General features: G+C 64.7%; 18 protein-coding genes and 1 tRNA gene. 7 read left to right on the top strand and 12 right to left on the bottom strand.

What is annotated here, in order from left to right:
• Positions 1–56: 56 nt before the first annotated feature.
• The 4 genes from HK353_RS00160 (at position 57) to HK353_RS00175 (ending at position 2,749) form a co-directional block, all read left to right on the top strand.
• A complete protein-coding gene (locus HK353_RS00160; RefSeq protein WP_173151141.1) occupies positions 57–1,664 on the top strand; it encodes a glycosyltransferase family protein in 1,608 nt (535 codons plus the stop codon).
• A 74-nt stretch (positions 1,665–1,738) separates the two neighbouring features.
• Positions 1,739–1,921 (top strand): hypothetical protein, encoded by a 183-nt coding sequence (locus HK353_RS00165; protein WP_173151143.1) that lies wholly within the window; start codon positions 1,739–1,741, stop codon positions 1,919–1,921.
• The gene (locus tag HK353_RS00170) at positions 1,918–2,487 is read left to right on the top strand and encodes a GNAT family N-acetyltransferase (protein WP_173151145.1); all 570 of its coding nucleotides are present in this window, start codon (positions 1,918–1,920) and stop codon (positions 2,485–2,487) included. The genes HK353_RS00165 and HK353_RS00170 overlap by 4 nt, the downstream gene beginning before the upstream one ends.
• Positions 2,488–2,497: 10 nt before the next feature.
• Positions 2,498–2,749, top strand: a complete 252-nt coding sequence (locus HK353_RS00175; protein WP_173151147.1) for a PspC domain-containing protein — start codon at positions 2,498–2,500, stop codon at positions 2,747–2,749.
• A 24-nt stretch (positions 2,750–2,773) separates the two neighbouring features.
• On the opposite strand, the gene HK353_RS00180 is transcribed toward HK353_RS00175, so the two are convergent.
• From HK353_RS00180 to HK353_RS00195, 4 genes are all read right to left on the bottom strand, one after another.
• Positions 2,774–3,241 carry an SgcJ/EcaC family oxidoreductase gene (locus HK353_RS00180; protein ID WP_173151154.1) on the bottom strand — a complete coding sequence of 156 codons (468 nt, stop codon included), beginning with the start codon at positions 3,239–3,241 and terminating at the stop codon, positions 2,774–2,776.
• Positions 3,242–3,721, bottom strand: a complete 480-nt coding sequence (locus HK353_RS00185) for an RDD family protein (RefSeq protein WP_173151156.1) — start codon at positions 3,719–3,721, stop codon at positions 3,242–3,244.
• Positions 3,722–3,951: 230 nt separating this feature from the next.
• Positions 3,952–4,024: transfer RNA gene (locus tag HK353_RS00190), tRNA-Lys, on the bottom strand.
• Between the two features lie 142 nt (positions 4,025–4,166).
• On the bottom strand, positions 4,167–5,105 hold the full coding sequence (locus HK353_RS00195) for a hypothetical protein (protein ID WP_342589758.1): 939 nt from the start codon (positions 5,103–5,105) through the stop codon (positions 4,167–4,169).
• A 175-nt stretch (positions 5,106–5,280) separates the two neighbouring features.
• Here HK353_RS00195 and HK353_RS00200 point away from each other — a divergent pair, with 175 nt between their 5' ends.
• The 3 genes from HK353_RS00200 (at position 5,281) to HK353_RS00210 (ending at position 7,846) form a co-directional block, all read left to right on the top strand.
• Positions 5,281–5,868, top strand: a complete 588-nt coding sequence (locus HK353_RS00200; protein ID WP_245395688.1) for a hypothetical protein — start codon at positions 5,281–5,283, stop codon at positions 5,866–5,868.
• A 340-nt stretch (positions 5,869–6,208) separates the two neighbouring features.
• Entirely contained in the window at positions 6,209–6,829 is a 621-nt protein-coding gene (locus HK353_RS00205; protein WP_101543807.1) for a DUF47 domain-containing protein, read from the top strand.
• Between the two features lie 3 nt (positions 6,830–6,832).
• Positions 6,833–7,846, top strand: coding sequence for an inorganic phosphate transporter (locus HK353_RS00210; protein WP_173151158.1), 1,014 nt, complete (start codon positions 6,833–6,835; stop codon positions 7,844–7,846).
• A gap of 104 nt (positions 7,847–7,950) precedes the next feature.
• Here the strand turns inward: HK353_RS00210 and HK353_RS00215 are convergent, their stop codons facing one another.
• The 8 genes from HK353_RS00215 to HK353_RS00250 all read right to left on the bottom strand — a co-directional run bounded on the left by HK353_RS00215 (position 7,951) and on the right by HK353_RS00250 (position 17,330).
• Positions 7,951–8,409: a DUF4383 domain-containing protein gene (locus HK353_RS00215; RefSeq protein WP_245395689.1), complete on the bottom strand. Its 459-nt coding sequence runs from the start codon at positions 8,407–8,409 to the stop codon at positions 7,951–7,953.
• 291 nt (positions 8,410–8,700) lie between these two features.
• The gene (locus HK353_RS00220; RefSeq protein WP_173151160.1) at positions 8,701–9,261 is read right to left on the bottom strand and encodes a dihydrofolate reductase family protein; all 561 of its coding nucleotides are present in this window, start codon (positions 9,259–9,261) and stop codon (positions 8,701–8,703) included.
• Between the two features lie 420 nt (positions 9,262–9,681).
• Positions 9,682–10,461, bottom strand: a complete 780-nt coding sequence (gene pstB / locus HK353_RS00225) for a phosphate ABC transporter ATP-binding protein PstB (RefSeq protein ID WP_101543804.1) — start codon at positions 10,459–10,461, stop codon at positions 9,682–9,684.
• A 55-nt stretch (positions 10,462–10,516) separates the two neighbouring features.
• Positions 10,517–11,656 carry a phosphate ABC transporter permease PstA gene (gene pstA, locus HK353_RS00230; protein WP_173151162.1) on the bottom strand — a complete coding sequence of 380 codons (1,140 nt, stop codon included), beginning with the start codon at positions 11,654–11,656 and terminating at the stop codon, positions 10,517–10,519.
• A gap of 14 nt (positions 11,657–11,670) precedes the next feature.
• Positions 11,671–12,561, bottom strand: a complete 891-nt coding sequence (gene pstC / locus HK353_RS00235) for a phosphate ABC transporter permease subunit PstC (protein ID WP_101544086.1) — start codon at positions 12,559–12,561, stop codon at positions 11,671–11,673.
• Positions 12,562–12,805: 244 nt separating this feature from the next.
• Positions 12,806–13,909, bottom strand: coding sequence for a phosphate ABC transporter substrate-binding protein PstS (gene pstS / locus HK353_RS00240; RefSeq protein WP_173152038.1), 1,104 nt, complete (start codon positions 13,907–13,909; stop codon positions 12,806–12,808).
• Between the two features lie 305 nt (positions 13,910–14,214).
• Positions 14,215–15,189: an NUDIX domain-containing protein gene (locus HK353_RS00245; protein ID WP_173151167.1), complete on the bottom strand. Its 975-nt coding sequence runs from the start codon at positions 15,187–15,189 to the stop codon at positions 14,215–14,217.
• A complete protein-coding gene (locus HK353_RS00250) occupies positions 15,186–17,330 on the bottom strand; it encodes an RNA degradosome polyphosphate kinase (RefSeq protein WP_245395690.1) in 2,145 nt (714 codons plus the stop codon). The genes HK353_RS00245 and HK353_RS00250 overlap by 4 nt, the downstream gene beginning before the upstream one ends.
• Between the last annotated feature and the right edge of the window lie 3 nt (positions 17,331–17,333).

Here is a 17,333-nt window from a genome sequence, read left to right on the forward strand (position 1 = left end):
GAGCCGTCGCATTCGAGCCGGCTGCAGCACCACCGCCCACCGACCTCGAGCTGCCGATGGGCCCGCGTACCCGGCTGTACCGGTTCTTCGAAGCCCTGCCGGCGGCGATCAGCTTCACCGCTGTCGGGCTCGTGTTCGTCCTCCCATTCGTCGATGCAATGCTCGGAGCGGTCTATGTGCTTTCGATCGTCGGGCTGATGTTCGTCCGCGCCATGCTCGGCGCGATCGACGTCGCCCGCGGGTTCCTTCGCTACCGACGCAGCGCTCGCGTCGGCTGGGCGGCACGCCTGACCGACCTCGAGCGGGCCCTGGACGGTCGCCCTTCCCTGGCGCATCCTCGGGGTGGGTTCCGTGCTGCCGACCGCGCTGCCATCGTCGCCAAAGTCAGTGCCGATCCGGACTCGATCATGCGACCATCGGCCCTGCTCCATGCGGTCGTCGTGGCCGCGTACAACGAGCCCTATCCGGTCATCGCTGACACCATCCGCACCCTGTTGCACACGTCGACGAAGCCCGAACAGCTCCTCGTCTTCTTCGCTCACGAGGAACGGGGAGGACCGGCGATGGCTGAGACGGCTCGGCGGCTCGAAGCCGAGTACGGCCACCGCTTCGGGGCCTTCGTCCTCGTCGAACATCCCACCGGATTGCCCGACGAGATCGCCGGCAAAGGAGCCAACATCACGTACGCCGGTCACCATCTGGCCGAATGGGTCCGTGACGAGGCCATCGACCCGCGTCGGGTGATCGTCACGAGCCTCGACTGCGACAACATTCCGCACGAGTCCTACTTCGACTGTGTCGCCTACGAATATGCGACCGCGCCGGACCGGGAGCGTCTGTCGTTCCAGCCGATCAGCCTCTACATCACGAACATCTGGGATGTGCCCGCACCGTCGCGAGTGGTCGCCAGCGCGAACTGCTTCTGGAATCTCACGACCACGGTCCGGCGGCTCACACTGCGCAATTTCGCCTCCCACGCGCAGCCGCTGACTGCTCTGGTCGACATGGGCTTCTGGTCGAAGCGGACCATCGTTGAGGACGGTCACCAGTACTGGCGCAGCTGGTTCCACTTCGACGGGGACTACCGGGTCGTCCCCATCCACGTCCCGATCTTCCAGGACGCGGTGCAGGCCGGGACGTTCAGGACGACCATGATCGCTCAGTTCAAACAGCTCAGCCGCTGGTCGTACGGCGCCTCCGACGTTCCCTATGTCGGGGTGCGAGTGTTCGCTCCCACGGCCCGCGTGCCTTTCTGGCCCGGAGCCATCCGCTTCTTCTCCCTGCTCGAAGGGCACGTCAGTCTCGCCTCGATCTCGATCATCATCGCCATCGGCGGGTGGATCCCCTTCGTCGTGGCCGCGCAGACGGGGCAGGCTTCCTCGTTGGTCGAGCGCATGCCGATGACCGTAGGCATCATTCAGCAGATCGGCATGATGGGACTCATCGTCTCCATCATCGTGTTCAATGCGCTGCTGCCGCCTCGCCCGATCCACGTTCCGCGCGAACTCCGGGTGACGATGTGGCTGCAGTGGCTGCTCTATCCGTTCACTATGCTCGTGTTCAACTCCTTGACCGCGCTGTACTCGCAGTGGTGCCTGCTCACCGGCCGCTACCGCGAACGCTTCGACGTCACCGAGAAGATGGCCGGCGGAACGTCCCGCTGATTACGTTGAACCCGCTATGACTTCCGTCGCCGAGGCGGTCGACCGACACGCTCGGCAGGCTCGGCATCCACCGGATGATCGAACCCGTCGTGCGCCACGGCGGCGACGTCCGCCCGCCGGCGCCGTTGGAATGGCTGCTGAGGACCTTCCCCGCGCTCACCGTGGTGCCGGCGCGTATCTTCGGCATGGGAATCACCGCGGAACACACCCCCGATTTCGCGCGACGCGAGGAACCGGCATTCGAAGGAGCACCATGAGCCAGATCCTCCAACTACGACCCTTGGCGCCCGCCGATGAAGCGGTGATGAGGGACCTTCATGAGCAGCTGCGCGCCGACGACTTCGCATTCCTCCAAGCCGAGGGCACATGGGACGACATCATCTCCACCCACGAGCGCGAGGCCCGCGGAATCGATCTCCCACCAGGTCGAGTACGCGCGGAATTCCTCGTCGCCGAGGTGGCCGGTCGACCCGTGGGTCGCACCTCCATCCGATACGAACTCAACGACTTCCTGTTCGATCTCGGCGGGCACGTCGGATATGCGGTCGCCCCCGAATTCAGGCGCCGAGGATACGCCCAGCAGATCCTGTCACGTTCGGTCGAACGGCTGCGCTCAGCCGGAGTCGAGAGAGTGCTCGTCACGTGCGATGACACGACCACCGCTTCGGCAAGTGTGATCGAACGGTGCGGGGGAGTCCTCAAGGACGTGCACGACAACAGTGATGGACCGCCGAAACGGCGTTACTGGATCGGCGCGGATTCCGGTTTTCCTCAATCGGCCTCGACGGTCAGCACTAGTGCCGCGGTGACGGCGGATCCGTAGAGTCGAAGACATGAACTCACTATTCGACTCCATCCGCAGAATCGGTTTCCGTCGCGGTCCCGACCGCATCCTCGGTGGTATTGCCGGGGGCCTTGCCGAGGTGACCGGCATCAACGTCTGGATCATGCGACTCATCGTCCTCGCCTCGTTCCTCCTCCCCGTACTCGGAATCGGCGCTTACCTCGTCGCGTGGATCCTCACCCCGTGGCAGGACGAATCGATCCCGCTGCAGCAGGTCTTCGGCGGTCGCTCGATTCAGTGACGGCTGCGCTGCAGTCCGAACCGGTCAGGCAGTTCCTCGCTTCTTGTAGTGGATCGCACCGCGCCCCTCAGGCAGGTTGACATGAGTCTGCGCAGAGGGTTCGATATCGGTGTTCTGTGCTGCGACCGTGATCCAGCCCTCGGCGCGGCGTTCGAGCACGAAAGTGAGGATCCCAAACCGGTCGCCGGCCGGTTCACCGGTGGGCGTGACCTGGCCGGTGAGGTGCCACTTGGACTGGACAACAGCCGCGTCCGCGCCGATGAGTCGGGTTCGCGGTTCGTCCATGCTGATCCGGGAATGCGGGAAGATGTGGGTGAAACCGAAGGCGTGAGCTGTGTAGATATTCTTGCGGTCGTGCCACCAGAGTCCCACGACGTTGACGAACTCGGCATCCTCGGCGAAAAGCTCGGCCAGGGCGGCGGCGTCCGCAAGGTTCCACGCGTCCTGCCAGCCGGCGACGATATCTTCTGGAGTCTTCAGCAGGGTTACCACCTACCTGACCTGTGGAGCCCTGCGGTAATAGACGTCGATCGGATCCAGGTCCAGCGTCGGTGTGTCGAAGATCGTCCAGATGAGGAGAATGATCGTGACCGGGAAGAACGCTACCGCCAGATAGCGCGTCGTACCCCTCCAGAAACCGACCCGTCGTCCGCTGTGCTTGAGTGTGACGACTCCGCACAGCGCCTGGCCGGGGGAGACGGTACAGCCGTAGAGGGCTCCGAACACCAATGCCATCAGCGGGTAGCCGATAAAAGCAACTTTGGTGGCATCGTCGATCGAGATGATATTCGCCGCGGCGAGGGCCAGCGCGATGCCGATGAGCATCCCGGTGCAGAAGAGGACGAAGACCGCATCGAGGATCCTCGCCCACCAACGCCGAACCGATGGCGCCGGGGTCAGCGGACTGCGGTTGCGCCAGGGCCCGTGGCCGTGGACGGCAAGCCCAGCTTGGGCACGGTAGTTCGAACTCATTGTGCGCATCCTTCTCGCTGCTGACCGGTCGATGACTCCGACTCTATGCGGTTGTCGGCCCGTAGAGGGTGTTCGTCAGGCACCATCCTGTGCCAGTTCCGGTACAACCCTTCTCGACCGTCCGCCGTCAGTGGGAGAACTGAATCGTCTGCTAAAAATCTGCTGGAAATGATGCACCCCCGAAGCTCGCAGCTTCGGGGGTGCTATATATCATGCCTGGTCAGGCTGGGTGGGCCCCGTGGGGATCGAACCCACGACCCGCGGATTAAAAGTCCGCTGCTCTACCAACTGAGCTAGAGGCCCCGCCCCATCACAAGCGCAGTGCACAGGCCTGCTGACGCATGATGGAGACGAACTAATAGTAGAGGTTCGCGCCCGATTTACTCAAACCAGCGTCCGCCGTCGAGAGGAGTCCCTCGACGTCCTCCCGACGAAGCCCCACGGCTCACTTCTCCAGTCCGCGCCGATCCTCAGCGGTGTACGTACGAGGCAGACCGTCCGGGGCCTCGAGCTCCTCGGGATCCGTGGGCTCGATGACGTCGGACTCGATGGCCTTGTTCTTCTTGACCTTTCCGAGCAGAGCCGACACGTGCTTGAGGCTCGACAGCAGCTTCCGATCCTTCTTCGGCGCAACGTACTCGGGGTCGGTCTCGATGGGGAAGACCGTCGGCGCAGCGCCGAAGGCCTCGTTCGATTCCCCGGCGACCTTCCGCGCCATCTGCGAATTCACCACGGCCCCGATGACCGCGCCGACGCCGAAGGGCAGCAGGCGACCGACCAGCGAACCGCCGGCACGGGCGGCGAACTTGCGGATGAAGGTCTTGCGCAGCTTCCGCACGAGCAAATCGACCAGCGGAGCCGGCAGCTGCTTGGTCACGGTGGCGCCCCAGCTGCCGAACATCGACTCCACGCCGCCGTTCTGCTTGCCGAACTTCTGGATGAGGTTCTTCCCGTCCTTGCCCAGCATGAGGCCGAGCACCAGGGCGTTCGCCCGCTTGGCATCGGCCACCGGCAGTCCGTGGATCTCAGCGATGGCCTGCGCAAACAATGCAGTGCCTTCCAGGAAGCCAGCGGTCTCGACGCTGGCGACACCCAGCGCCGCCGTCGTGCCCAATCCCGGAACGGCTGCGGTCGCACCGACCGCGGCTCCGCCCGAGGTCGTCAGGGTCAGATAGTGCCGGCGAATGATCGTGATGAGCTCTTCGGGGGTCGCGTCCGGATGCCGGCGGCGGAGACTGCGCACATAGGCCAGCGCGACGGGGCGCTGCACTGACAGCAGGCGCGACAACATCGACTGGGCGCGGGGATTGAGGGTCCCGTCGTCATTGACTGCCAACTTCGCAGCCTTGTCGAGGCCCTTCTTCGCCACTGATGATTTTGCCACGAGAGTTCCTCCTCGTTTCGGTCACTCGCGACTGCCGGTCGCAGTCACGAATCAGGTCCAAGTGTAATAGCGTCCGTTGTGAGTCCCGGGAGCAGAACCTGACCGTGCGGCGGAAACCCGAATGTGCTCCACGTCCTAGTCCGCGCACCCTGACAGGGACTAAACTGCCCTGACCATGTCACAGCGCGCATTCCACCGTCCCGTTCCCCTGGCCGACCTCGACTCCGTCGGTGCCGTCGACGATCCCGTCGCCCGTTCGGAGACCTCGCACGCCACCGCGGCACTGCTGCTCGGCGATGCAGAGGGAAACCGCGACGAGGCTGCCACCAGGCGCTTCGTCGAACTCGCCGATGACATCGGCTTCGAGACCATCGCCGAGATGTGGTCAGCCGCTCCCGCGGTCTCCGCACCCGGCGCACTGTGGCGCCTCTACGCCCTGCGCCAATGGATCAAGTCCTCACCTCGCGAACTCGCCGAGATGTTCTCCGACGGCCAACGCCGCGTCACCGAGGGCATCGGCTACGACGAGATCCTCGCCGGCGTCGAACTGCCCGCCGGACCCGATGAGGTGGCCCACGCCATCGACGAGATCCTCGTCGGCGCCTTCCGCGGTGACGTCGTCATCGCGCTGCTGCGCGCCTCCGCCTTCGTCGGCATCTGCGCGGCAGGCACCGACGACCACGACACCGCCGTCCGCCTGCGCCAGCTCTCCCAAGACCTGTCCGACGCCGCGGTCGCCCATCGCCGAGGCGGCCTCGACTGATCCTCAGCCCGCCGGCAATCCCCTCGCCGAGGCGGCCCCGCCCGACCGAATGAGCGCGGTCCCCGTCGGGACCGGATATTCCCGCCGGACCCCGATATCGACTGTGAGATTCTCAACGGACGAAGAGCCGCCTCGGCGGTGGATTCATGAGGATGAACGAGTATCGTAGGGAGTGGCCTTCGGGCCACCGGACGCTGGATCGCTGAAGCCCCGGGCTCCAAATTCAGCCGCTTCGAGCGGCCTTCCGCCGAGAGGCGCTCTCGGTTCAGCGTCCGGCACATACCACCCAGGCATCATGCATATTCGTCCGGCTTGTCCGGGCCCCGGCCAGGAGGAGCGCATGCGGCTCAAGCGGGTACCGCAGGACAAAGTGTTCTATGAGCGGTTGTCCGATCTCGTCTCACAGATGCGGCAGTGCAACCTGGTGCTCGCCGAACTCTCCGGAATCGAAATCAGCGAACGCCGCGATGTTGCCGACCGCCTCCGCGAGATCGGGGACAGGGCCGATGAGGACATGGGCGCGATGCTCCGCGCACTGCGCGAGAACTACATCACCCCGTTCGACCGCAACGATCTCTACCTGCTCAGCCACCATATGCGCGATATCTGCCACCGGCTGCACGGAGTCGGATACGTTCTCGCCTCCGGAGCTTTCGACCCGCTGCCCTCCGGCGTCCCCGAGACCCTGGCCGTGCTGTCGAATCAGACTGACCACACCTCGCGGATGATCACCCGTCTGCCGGGCAAGCTCGACCAGTGGGACTACGTCGACGCGATCAACCGTCTGACCTACCAGGTCGAGAGCCTGCAGTGGCGGATGTCGGACGCGGTGCCGAACTCCAAACGGGGACTGACCTATATGGCAGCCGTGTCCCAACTCGGGCAGGCTTTCGTCCGGGCCGCCCACGGGTTCACCGAACTCGGCAAGGTCGTCGCAGCCATTGCGATCAAGGAGTCGTAGTCCGTGGAGCTGCTCTTGGCGGCAGTCGTCATCGCCGCGGTGATCTTCGCCGGCTCGAACGGATTCCACGACGCCGCCCTGACCGTCGGCAACGCGGTCGTCGGACGAGCGATGCGACCCGGCTGGGCACTCAGCCTGGCCGTCATCTTCAACTTCATCGGTGCGCTCCTCGGTGAGGGAATCGCCATCGTCGTGGCCAATCAGATCGTGCTCTTCTCCGGTTCGACAGAACTCATCCTGACCACCCTGTTGATCGCCTTCGTCGCAGCGACGACGTGGAGCCTGTTCACCTACTATCTCGCGCTGCCGGTGTCGTCGACCCACTGTCTCATCGGCGGTCTGCTCGGCGCGGGAGTCGTGTTCGGGTTCTCCGTGAATACCGGTGAAGCGATGGACTCCGTGGTGTGGCCGCTGGTGCTCTCACCGATCCTCGGGTTCATCCTCGCGTGGGTGCTCACGCTCATCCTGTCGAAGTCGCTCGCGTCCACTCCGCCCAAGCCGCTGTTCCGGGGTGCGCGCATGGCGGACTCGGTGCTCACGGCGGCCCTGTCGCTCGTCCACGGCGTCCAGGACGCGCAGAAGATCGCGGCACTCGTCATGGTCGCCATTCTTGCCGTCGACACTCAGCAGCACGATGTCCTCTCCGTGGTCGACATCTCCTGGCCGGTGCGCCTCCTCATCGCCGCGGCTCTGGCTCTGGGCACCGGATTGAGCGGGTGGCGAGTGGTCCAGACGCTGTCCGTGCGCATGGTCCGCCTCGATCCCTTCAAATCCTCCATCGCCGATGGCGCGGCCACGATCCTCATGTACACCGCTGCCCTGATCATGCGGGTTCCGGTGTCGCTGACCTTCGTCCTGGGATCATCGATCCTCGGCACCCAATACGCCGGGCGCAAGGGCCACGCCAGAGCCCGGTACTTCGTGCCGATGTTCGCCGTCTGGCTTCTGACGATCCCTGCCGCCGCGCTGTTGGCCGTGGTGCTCGGGTGGATCGTCAAGGCCTCCGTCGGGCTCTGACCGGCCACCCGGTTCCTGCTGTTCGCTGACGCCGGAGCCGAGCCCGGGAGCGCGAGGCGCCCGGGCTCGGCTCTGATGAAATCGCTGACATCGGTGCCGACGAATCAGCCCCGAGGCTTCCGCCCGAAGACGAAGCCGGTGGTGATCATGGCCGCGGCGAGGACGAAGTGCAGCCAGTTGTCGGCGGTGTTGAGCCCAACGAAGTTGCCCATCGACTCCATCGGAATCACCAATCCGTAGATCCACAGCACCGCATAGATGATTCCGCCGACGACGAGGTAGTTCTTCGCCAGTGCACGTGAGCGGAGTCCGAGCATCCCGACGACTCCGAAGAGCAGGTGAACGATGTTGTGCAGCACCGTGACCTGGAAGAGGCCGAGCAGTGCCGCGTCGGTGTGGTGTCCGGCGAAGCTGATCGAGCCGAGATTCGCGGTGATGCCCGGGACGAAGCCGAGGATCCCCACGAGCAGGAACACTGCACCGAAGAGCCCGGAGACCATCTGCACCTGCGAACGCGCACCGCGTGCAGCGGCGGGCGACTGTGACGACATCGAAATATTCATGACGATCCTTTCCCAAAGATAGCTGGTATCGGTGATTCGGAGCAGATGCCGATTCGGATGGCCGACGGGCGAAACTTTCCGGCCGCCGTCTCATGTCGGCCCGCCGAGCCGCGAGGCAGACGCTGAGAACCGCGGCAGACGCTGAGAACCGCGGAGCGCCGAGTCCACTGTGCACACAGGGGACTCGGCGCTCCGCCGATGTCTGAGCGGTCTCTTCGAATCTTCGATGTCTCCTGCGGGCGGATCCACCTCGAATAAGCTGACGATATCGAGGTGGATCCACCCGCAGGATCAGCCGGGAAACGGCCCGTACGTGGCCAGCAGGTTGCCCTTGCTGGTCCACTGCACATCCTTGAGCTCCAACCGGGTCGTCGTTCCGCCCTCGAAGAGGGATCGTCCGCTGCCGGCGACGACCGGGTGGATGGCCACCGTCAGGTCGTCGACGAGGTTCGCTTCGACGAGCTGGCGAACGATCGACATCGATCCCTCGACGGCGATCTTGCCGCCGTCGCCGGACTTGAGTTCGCGGACGAAGTCGACGAGCTCGCCCTCGATGAGCGTCGAGTTCTCCCAGCTGAGGTCAGCTTGCGACAGCGTCGTCGAGGCGACATGTTTGGGTGTCGAATTGATGAAATCAGCGAACGGGGCGTCCTCACCTTCTGTGTGGTTCGGCCAGTAGCCCTCCCACTCCTGATAGGTGACACGGCCGAGGATGCAGTCATCGACTCCTCCTATGGCAGCGGTCATCCACTCGCCCATCTTCTGGTCGAAGGAATCGAATTGGAAGTTGAACGGATCGGATGCGATCCCGTCGAGTGACTGGAACAGTGCGGCGACGATTGTGCGTGGCATGGTGATCTCCTCAGTGAGTTGTCGTTCAGGCCGTTGCGTTTCCTGCGAGCTGTGGTTCCATAGTCCCACTAGGTTCAGAAACCGATCTATGTTTCCAATGAACATTCCGCGGGCTGACCGAGCAGCGAAAGGTCCCGGAAGTCGGATTCTTTGGTCGACCCGGAGTGATCCAGAAGCGGGAATCGAGTTGGACCGACCAGGCAATGACCTGCCGCGGACGAATCCCGCGACCTCCGAGGCGGCTCTGCGCCGGTGCCCCTGCCGCCCGAAGTCGCGTCCGGCGGACCTGCCAACGCAAAGTGGTCGTTCTGGTCACGTTCCGCTGAGCAGAGCGTGACTAGAACGACCACTTATAGAGGCATGCGCCGCCGAGACGGCACCCGCCCCGAGGGGCGCCCGCCGTTTGGGCGAGCTCTCAGATCATCCGAAGCGACCGGAGATGTAGTTCTCGGTCTCTTCCTTGTCCGGGTTCGAGAAGATCGTCGAGGTCTCGTTGAACTCGATGAGCTTTCCGGGCTTGCCGGTGCCGGCGATGTTGAAGAACGCGGTCTTGTCGGACACGCGAGCTGCCTGCTGCATGTTGTGCGTGACGATGACGACCGTGTACTTGTCCTTGAGGTCGTTGATGAGGTCCTCGATCGCCAGGGTCGAGATCGGGTCGAGAGCCGAGCACGGTTCGTCCATGAGCAGGACCTCGGGTTCGACGGCGATTGCGCGGGCGATGCACAGACGCTGCTGCTGACCGCCGGAGAGACCCGAACCGGGCAGGTTGAGGCGGTCCTTGACCTCGTTCCAGAGGTTCGCGCCGCGCAGGGCACGTTCGGTGAGATCGTCGGCCTCGGTCTTCGACAGGCGCTTGTTGTTCAGGCGCACACCGGCGAGCACGTTCTCCTTGATGCTCATCGTCGGGAACGGATTCGCCCGCTGGAAGACCATGCCCACCTCGCGGCGGACGTTGACCGGGTCGACGCCGGCACCGTAGATGTCATTGCCGTCCATGAGGACCTCACCGGAGACGCTTGCGCCGGGGATGACTTCGTGCATGCGGTTCAGCGTGCGCAGCACAGTGGACTTGCCGCAGCCGGAGGGGCCGATGAAGGCGGTGACGGAGCGCGGCTTGATCTGCATCTGCACTCCGTCGACGGCGCGGAAGTCGCCGTAGAAGATGTCGAGATCCTTGATGTCGATCTGCTTGGACATTGTGTTTCCTATCCGTGGAAATGGGTGAGTCTGAAGATCTGTGGGCAGTCGCCAGTCAGCGTCCGGCCTTCGGTGCGAGCACCTTCGCGATGATGCGGGCGAACAGGTTGAGCACCATGACGAGGGCGACGAGCACGAGCGCTGCGGCCCAGGCGCGTTCTGAGCTGGCCAGGGCGGCGGCTCCCGGCGAGACCGGGCGCAGCTGCGAGTCGTAGATGAACGTCGGCAGCGTCGACATCCAACCGGAGAAGAGGTTCCAGTTGAGTGTTTTGGCGAATCCGGCGGTGACCATGATGGGCGCGGTCTCACCGATGACGCGGGCGATGGCGATGGTGACACCGGAGAGGATTCCCGACACCGAGGTGGGCAGAACGATCTTCACGATCGTCTTCCACTTCGGCACGCCGAGTGCGTAGGAGGCCTCGCGCAGGTCCATCGGCACCAAGCGGAGGATCTCCTCCGTATTGCGCACGACGATCGGGATCATCAGCACCGACAGCGCCACGGCCGCGGTGAAGCCGGTCTTCGCGATTCCGGCCGCGCCGGGCAGGAGCACGTTGGCGATCGTGGAGAACAGAGCGAAGGCGAAGAGACCGGCGACGATCGAGGGGATACCGGTCATCACGTCGACGAGGAAGGTGATCGCCTTGCCCAGGCGGTTCTTGTTCGAGTACTCGACGAGGTAGATGGCGGTGAGGACGCCGATCGGAATCGAGATGACGCAGGCGGCGAGTGTGATGAGCACGGTGCCGACGATGGCGTGGTAGAAGCCGCCGGCCAGAGTGGCCTCACCGGCGATGTACTGCTGATCGAGGACGCCCTTCATGCCGAGCATGGTGCGGGTGAGCAGGTCACCGCTGATGGCGGCCCCGCCCTTGGACACGGTCAGCCACAGCAGCGAGATGAGGGGAACGCATGCGAGGACGAACGTCGAGGTGACGATGGTGGTCGCGATCCGGTCGACGGCCTTGCGGCGGCCTTCGTAGGACGCGGAGACCGCGAACACGGCGATCGCGTTGATGAGGCCGGCGAGGACGGCCACGACGGGTATGTTGAAGCCGCCGAAGGCGATGAAGCTGATGACGATCGCCACGAGGATCGAGGCGACGGCAATGATCCACGGGGTGGCTTTCGGGAGCTGTTTGGAGGTCAGCTTCGCCGGTTTCGACACGGCCGCCTCGGTGGTGGTGTTCATGGTGGTCATTGGTCTCAACTTCCCTTCACCGAGGTGCGGGCGACGATGGCGCGGGCTCCCATGTTCACCAGCAGGGTGATGACGAAGAGCACGAGGCCGACGGTGATGAGCTCGGACAGGCGCAGTCCCGCGGCCTCGGGGAAGTTCTGCGCGATCTCGGAGGCGATGGTCTGGTTGCCGCTGACGACGAGCGAGGCGGTGAGGACGCCGGGCGAGAGGATCATGGCCACGGCCATGGTCTCACCGAGGGCGCGGCCGAGGCCGAGCATCGTGGCCGAGACGATTCCGGACTTGCCGAACGGCAGCACGGCCATGCGGATCATCTCCCAGCGGGTGGCGCCGAGCGCCAGCGCCGCCTCTTCCTGCAGGCGCGGGGTCTGGAGGAAGATCTCGCGGGTCAGCGAGGTGATGATCGGCAGGATCATGATCGAGAGCACGAGCGAGGCGGTGAGCAGCGTGCGGCCCGTCTGCGACACGGAACCGTCGGCGGCCGGAGCGAAGATCGGAATCCAGCCGAACCACTTCGACAGCCACAGGTAGAAGCCGGTGAGGTTGCCGGCCAACGCGATGCCCCACAGGCCGTAGACGACCGAGGGGATGGCGGCGAGCAGGTCGATGACGTACCCGAGCACCGGAGCGAGCTTGCGCGGGGCCATGTGGGTGGTGAACAGCGCGATGCCCAGCGAGAAGGGAGTCGCGACGATCAGCGCGATGGCCGCAGAGATGAGCGTGCCGATGACCAGCGGCCAGACATAGGAGAAGAAGCCCTTGCCGCCGGTGATCTGGGAGGGATCGCTGATCTGCGCGGTGATGGTGTCCTTCGACTGTGCGAGAAGGAACAGGGCGACTCCGGCGAGGATCACCAGGATCAGGATGCCGGCGATGAGCGTGGCGGCTGAGAAGATGCGGTCGCCGGGTCGGACGACGGCCTTCTGCTGCCCAGCTGCCGGACTCTGCGGCGGCTTCTGCCCGGGTTCGGGCGTGGAGCCTGGCCCTGTGGGGCCTGACTCAGTGGTCTGTGTGCTGATCGGCACAAGTACTCCTCATGTGACTTGTGGTGAAACCGGGGTGGTTCCACAGGCGCGGAAAAGCGGCGCAGGGCTTCTGCGCCGCTCCCGACTGGCTATATCTCCAGGTCAGAGACTGAAATCAGCCTTCGACCTTGATCGAGTCGATGACTTCTTCGATCTGCTTGCGCAGGTCGTCCGACAGCGGTGCGGACCCGGCGGAATCGGCAGCGGACTTCTGTCCCTCTTCCGAGACTACGAACTTCTCCCAGGCCTTGACCATGTCCACGGTCTCCTGGTCCTTGTAGGACGAGCAGACGAGGTGGTAGGAGACGAGCACGATCGGGTAGGCGCCGGACTCGGTGGTGTCGCGGGCCAGGTCGAAAGCGAGGTCGCCTTCGCTGCGGCCTTCGACCTTCTCAGAGGCGTCGACGACCTTGGTCGCGGCTTCCGGGGAGAGCTCGACGAACTCGTCGCCGACCTTGACCTTGGCGGTGGAGAGCTCACCGACGGCCGAGGCATCCGCGTAGCCGATGGCTCCGTCGGTGTCGGACACGGTCTGAATGACACCGTCGGTGCCCTGCGCAGCCTCGCCGCCGTACTCCTTCGGGAAGTTGCCGTCGACCTCGGCGTCCCAGTCCTTCTCGGCGGTGGCCTTGAGGTACTCGGCGAAGTTCTCGGTGGTGCCCGAGTCATCGGCGCGGTGGACGGCGGTGATCTTGAGGTCCGGCAGCTCGGCGTCCGGGTTGTCGGCCTTGATGGCCTTGTCGTTCCAGTTGGTGATGTCGCCCTTGAAGATCTTCGCGATCGTTTCGGGGGAGAGGTTGAGATCGTCGACGCCCTTGACGTTGAAGGTCACGGCGATGGGGGAGATGTAGACGGGGAACTCGTAGGCTCCGTCGGCGCCGCAGGCTTCCTCTCCGGCCTTGACCTCGTCATCGTCGAGGTGGGCGTCGGATCCGGCGAACTGCGCGTTGCCGGCGAGGAACTGTTCACGGCCGGCACCTGATCCGTCGGGGGAGTAGTTGACGGTCACGCCGGAGTTCTGCGAGGTGAAGTCCGCTGTCCAGGCATCCATGGCCGCCTTCTGCGAGGAGGCGCCGATGCCGGTCAGGGTGCCCTGCAGGTCACTGCTGCCGCCGGATGCCTCTTCGCCGGTGGCGGACTGTCCGCCACCGCAGGCCGAGAGGGTGAGGGCGCCGACCGCGAGGATCGCAGCGGAGGGGGCGAGATGCTTCATCTTCACGAAGATGCCTTTCATGTTTGTGGACACAGCTCGAGAGTTCTCGATTGCTCGTCATCCACGCTAAGGATCACGCGTGAAGTGCAAGGAGTTGAAACGTGAATGGAAGGTGAACGAGGGGCGAAGGGTTGGAGCCGTTGTGAGTGCTCGATCACAGACTTCGTCGGTTTCATGAAAGGATCATTGTCGGGACCGGCATGCCCCCGCCGAGGCGGCCCGTTCGGAACGCGTCCAAATCCGCCGAGGCGGCCGCCCAATACCCGTGCCAGCCCCTGAAGATCGATTCCCCGATGGGTCGTGCGTCTCGGTCAGCTGTCGATGGGGCGGACGCGTTCGATCTCGACGATGCGCGGCACCGGTCCGGGTCGCACATAGGCGATGAGGACCTCACCGGGCTTGAGGTACGGATCGTCCTTCGGCAGCTTCGCCTCCACACGTTTCGGGGCATGAGCGGCGTAGACGGAGAAGATCGTCGGCAGCACCGGCCGGTGCGTGCAGTAGATGACGGGTTTTCCCTTCGCCAGCAGCTTCTCGATATAGCGGGCGGTCTTCTCCGGGTTCGCAGCGGCTGCCTTCTCGCTGAGCGTCGGCACCTTCTTGATCGACTTGCCCGTCGCCGCCGACAGCGGAGTCAGCGTCGCCACGCAGCGCTTCCACGGACTCGAGACCAGCTTGCGGACGCCCCAGGCTCCCAGCAGACCGGTCAATGCCATGGCCTGTCGGGTGCCGAGCTTGAGTAGGGGCCGCACATGCTCGGTTTCGTACCACTTCGCGCGCGGGAACGCCTTCCCGTGGCGGACGAGGATGAGCGGCCACGCACGCAGCGCGTCCGTCTCGGCGAACTTCTCCAGCGCATCGAGCTGTTCCCGGTCCGCGAACGACGTCAGCTTCGAACGGGCCTTGTCGACAGGGAACCATCCGGCGGTGTCGACCTCACGCTTGTTCACCGGGGCGAATTCCGCTTCGTCCTTGACCTCGGCCGACCAGTAGAAGACCTTCTTCAGCGTGTTCTTGCCGACCGTGTACTCGGCCGACGGCAGAGGGATGCCGAGGTGGATGTCGAACCCCGTCTCCTCCTTGACCTCGCGGATCGCGGCCTCCGGCAGGGTCTCACCCGGATCGACCTTGCCCTTGGGCCACGACCAGTCGTTGTACTTCGGGCGGTGGATGAGCACCACCTCGAGACCTTTCGGGCCGTGTCTCCAGCAGACAGCCCCGGCGGCCAGGACATCGGCGGTGACGCGCGATGACGCCTGTGCCGAGGCGACCTCGGACCGGCTCACGCCTCATCCCCGATTCGCCGACGCTTCCGGTGGCGACGGATGAGCTCCGACTGATAGTCGGCGAGGATGCTGCCCTCGTCGTCGTGGGTCCGCCGCGTCCATCTGCCGTCACCGGACAGATCGAACGCCGAGGTGGTCGGCGCGAAAGCGAGGTCGAAGAGTTCGATGATCTCCGCCCGGTGCCCGTCATCGACGATCTGCACGAGCGCTTCGACCCGACGGTCGAGGTTGCGGTGCATCATGTCTGCCGATCCGATGTAGACGATCGGGTCGCCGTTGTTGCCGAAGACGAAGGCGCGGGAGTGTTCGAGGAAGCGTCCGAGCACGGAACGCACGGTGATGTTCTCGCTCAGGCCCTCGATGCCAGGGCGCAGGGCGCAGATTCCGCGGACGAAGACTTCGACGCTGACCCCGGCCTGGGATGCCCGGTAGAGGGCGTCGATGATGGCTTCGTCGACGATCGAGTTGACCTTGATCCGCACCTGCCCCGCTCCGCCGGACTGTGCGATCGCGATCTCGGAGTCGATGAGGTCGATGAGTCCGGTGCGCACATTGCTGGGGGCGACGAGGAACCGTGAGTATTCGGACTTCGGCGCATAGCCGGAGAGCTGGTTGAACAGCTTCGTCAGATCATCGGCGACGGCCCGATCACGGGTGAGCAGCCCGAAGTCCTCATAGCCGCGGGCGGTCTTCGGGTGGTAGTTGCCGGTGCCGACATGGCAGTACCGGGCCAGACCGTCAGCCTCCTGACGGACGACGAGGGAGAGCTTCGCATGGGTCTTGAGCCCGACGATTCCGTAGACGACGTGGACGCCGGCGCGCTCGAGCTTGCGAGCCCAGGTGATATTGGCCTCCTCGTCGAACCGGGCCTTGATCTCGACGACGGCGAGCACCTGGATGCCGGCCTGAGCTGCATCGACGAGGGCGTCGATGATCGGCGAATCCCCGGAGGTGCGGTAGAGCGTCTGCTTGATCGCCAGCACGTTCTTGTCCGACGCCGCCTGTTCGAGGAAGGCCTGCACGCTCGTGGAGAACGAATCGTAGGGGTGGTGCAGGAGGATGTCTCGGCTGGCCACCGCGTCGAAGACGTCGACCTGGTCGCTGGATTCCCGCAGCGACAGGTCCTTGTTCATCTGCGGAACCATCTTCGGATAGTGCAGGTCATCGCGCGGGACATCGGCGATATCGGACATGCCGGACAGGTCCAGCGGACTGGGCAGGTGGTAGATCTCCGAGTCGTGGATGCCCAGTTCGTCCTTGAGCATCTCGAGGACACGGGGGTGGATGTTCTCCGTGATCTCCATCCGCACGGCCGGACCGAAACGCCTGCGCAGGAGCTCCTTCTCCAGAGCCTTGAGGAGGTTCTCCGCATCGTCCTCTTCGACCTCGAGGTCCTCGTTGCGGGTCACGCGGAACGTCGAATGGTGAACGATCTCCATACCGTCGAACAGGGTGCCGAGGTGTTCGGCGATGATGTCCTCGAGGGCGACGAAGCGGGCCGGGACGTCGCGTCCGGCAGGTCGGTCGGTCGCCTCGGCGACATTGAAGAACCGCGGCAGACGCGGGGGAACCTTGACGCGGGCGAAGAACTCCTTGCCCGTCTCCGGCGACCGCAGGAGCACGCCGAGGTTGAGCGAGAGACCCGAGATATAAGGGAACGGGTGGGCCGGATCGACTGCCAGCGGGGTGAGGACGGGATAGACGTGGCCGAAGAAGAATTCGTCGACGCGGTGCCGCTCATCCTCGGTGAGGTCCTCGACCTGGACCTTCGTGATCGATTCCGCGTCGAGGCGGGGGCCGATATCGTCCTTGAGCAGGGCGGCATGCCGGCTCATCAGCTCGAATGCGCGCACCCCGATATCGTGCATGACCTGCGCGGGCATGCGCCCGGTGACGCTGGGCACGGCGAGACCGGTGTTGATGCGGCGTTTGAGACCGGCGACGCGGACCATGAAGAACTCGTCGAGGTTGGTCGCGAAGATCGAGAGGAATCGGACGCGTTCGAGCAGCGGGATCTCCGGATCCGAGGCGAGATCGAGGACGCGTTCGTTGAAGGCCAGCCAGCTGAGTTCGCGATCGAGGAAGCGATCTGCCGGGTCGGGAAGGCCCAGCTCCTGACCCGAAGCTGCGATGTCGTACAACGC

Source organism: Brevibacterium permense (assembly GCF_013280495.1).
Classification (GTDB): Bacteria; Actinomycetota; Actinomycetes; order Actinomycetales; family Brevibacteriaceae; genus Brevibacterium; species Brevibacterium permense.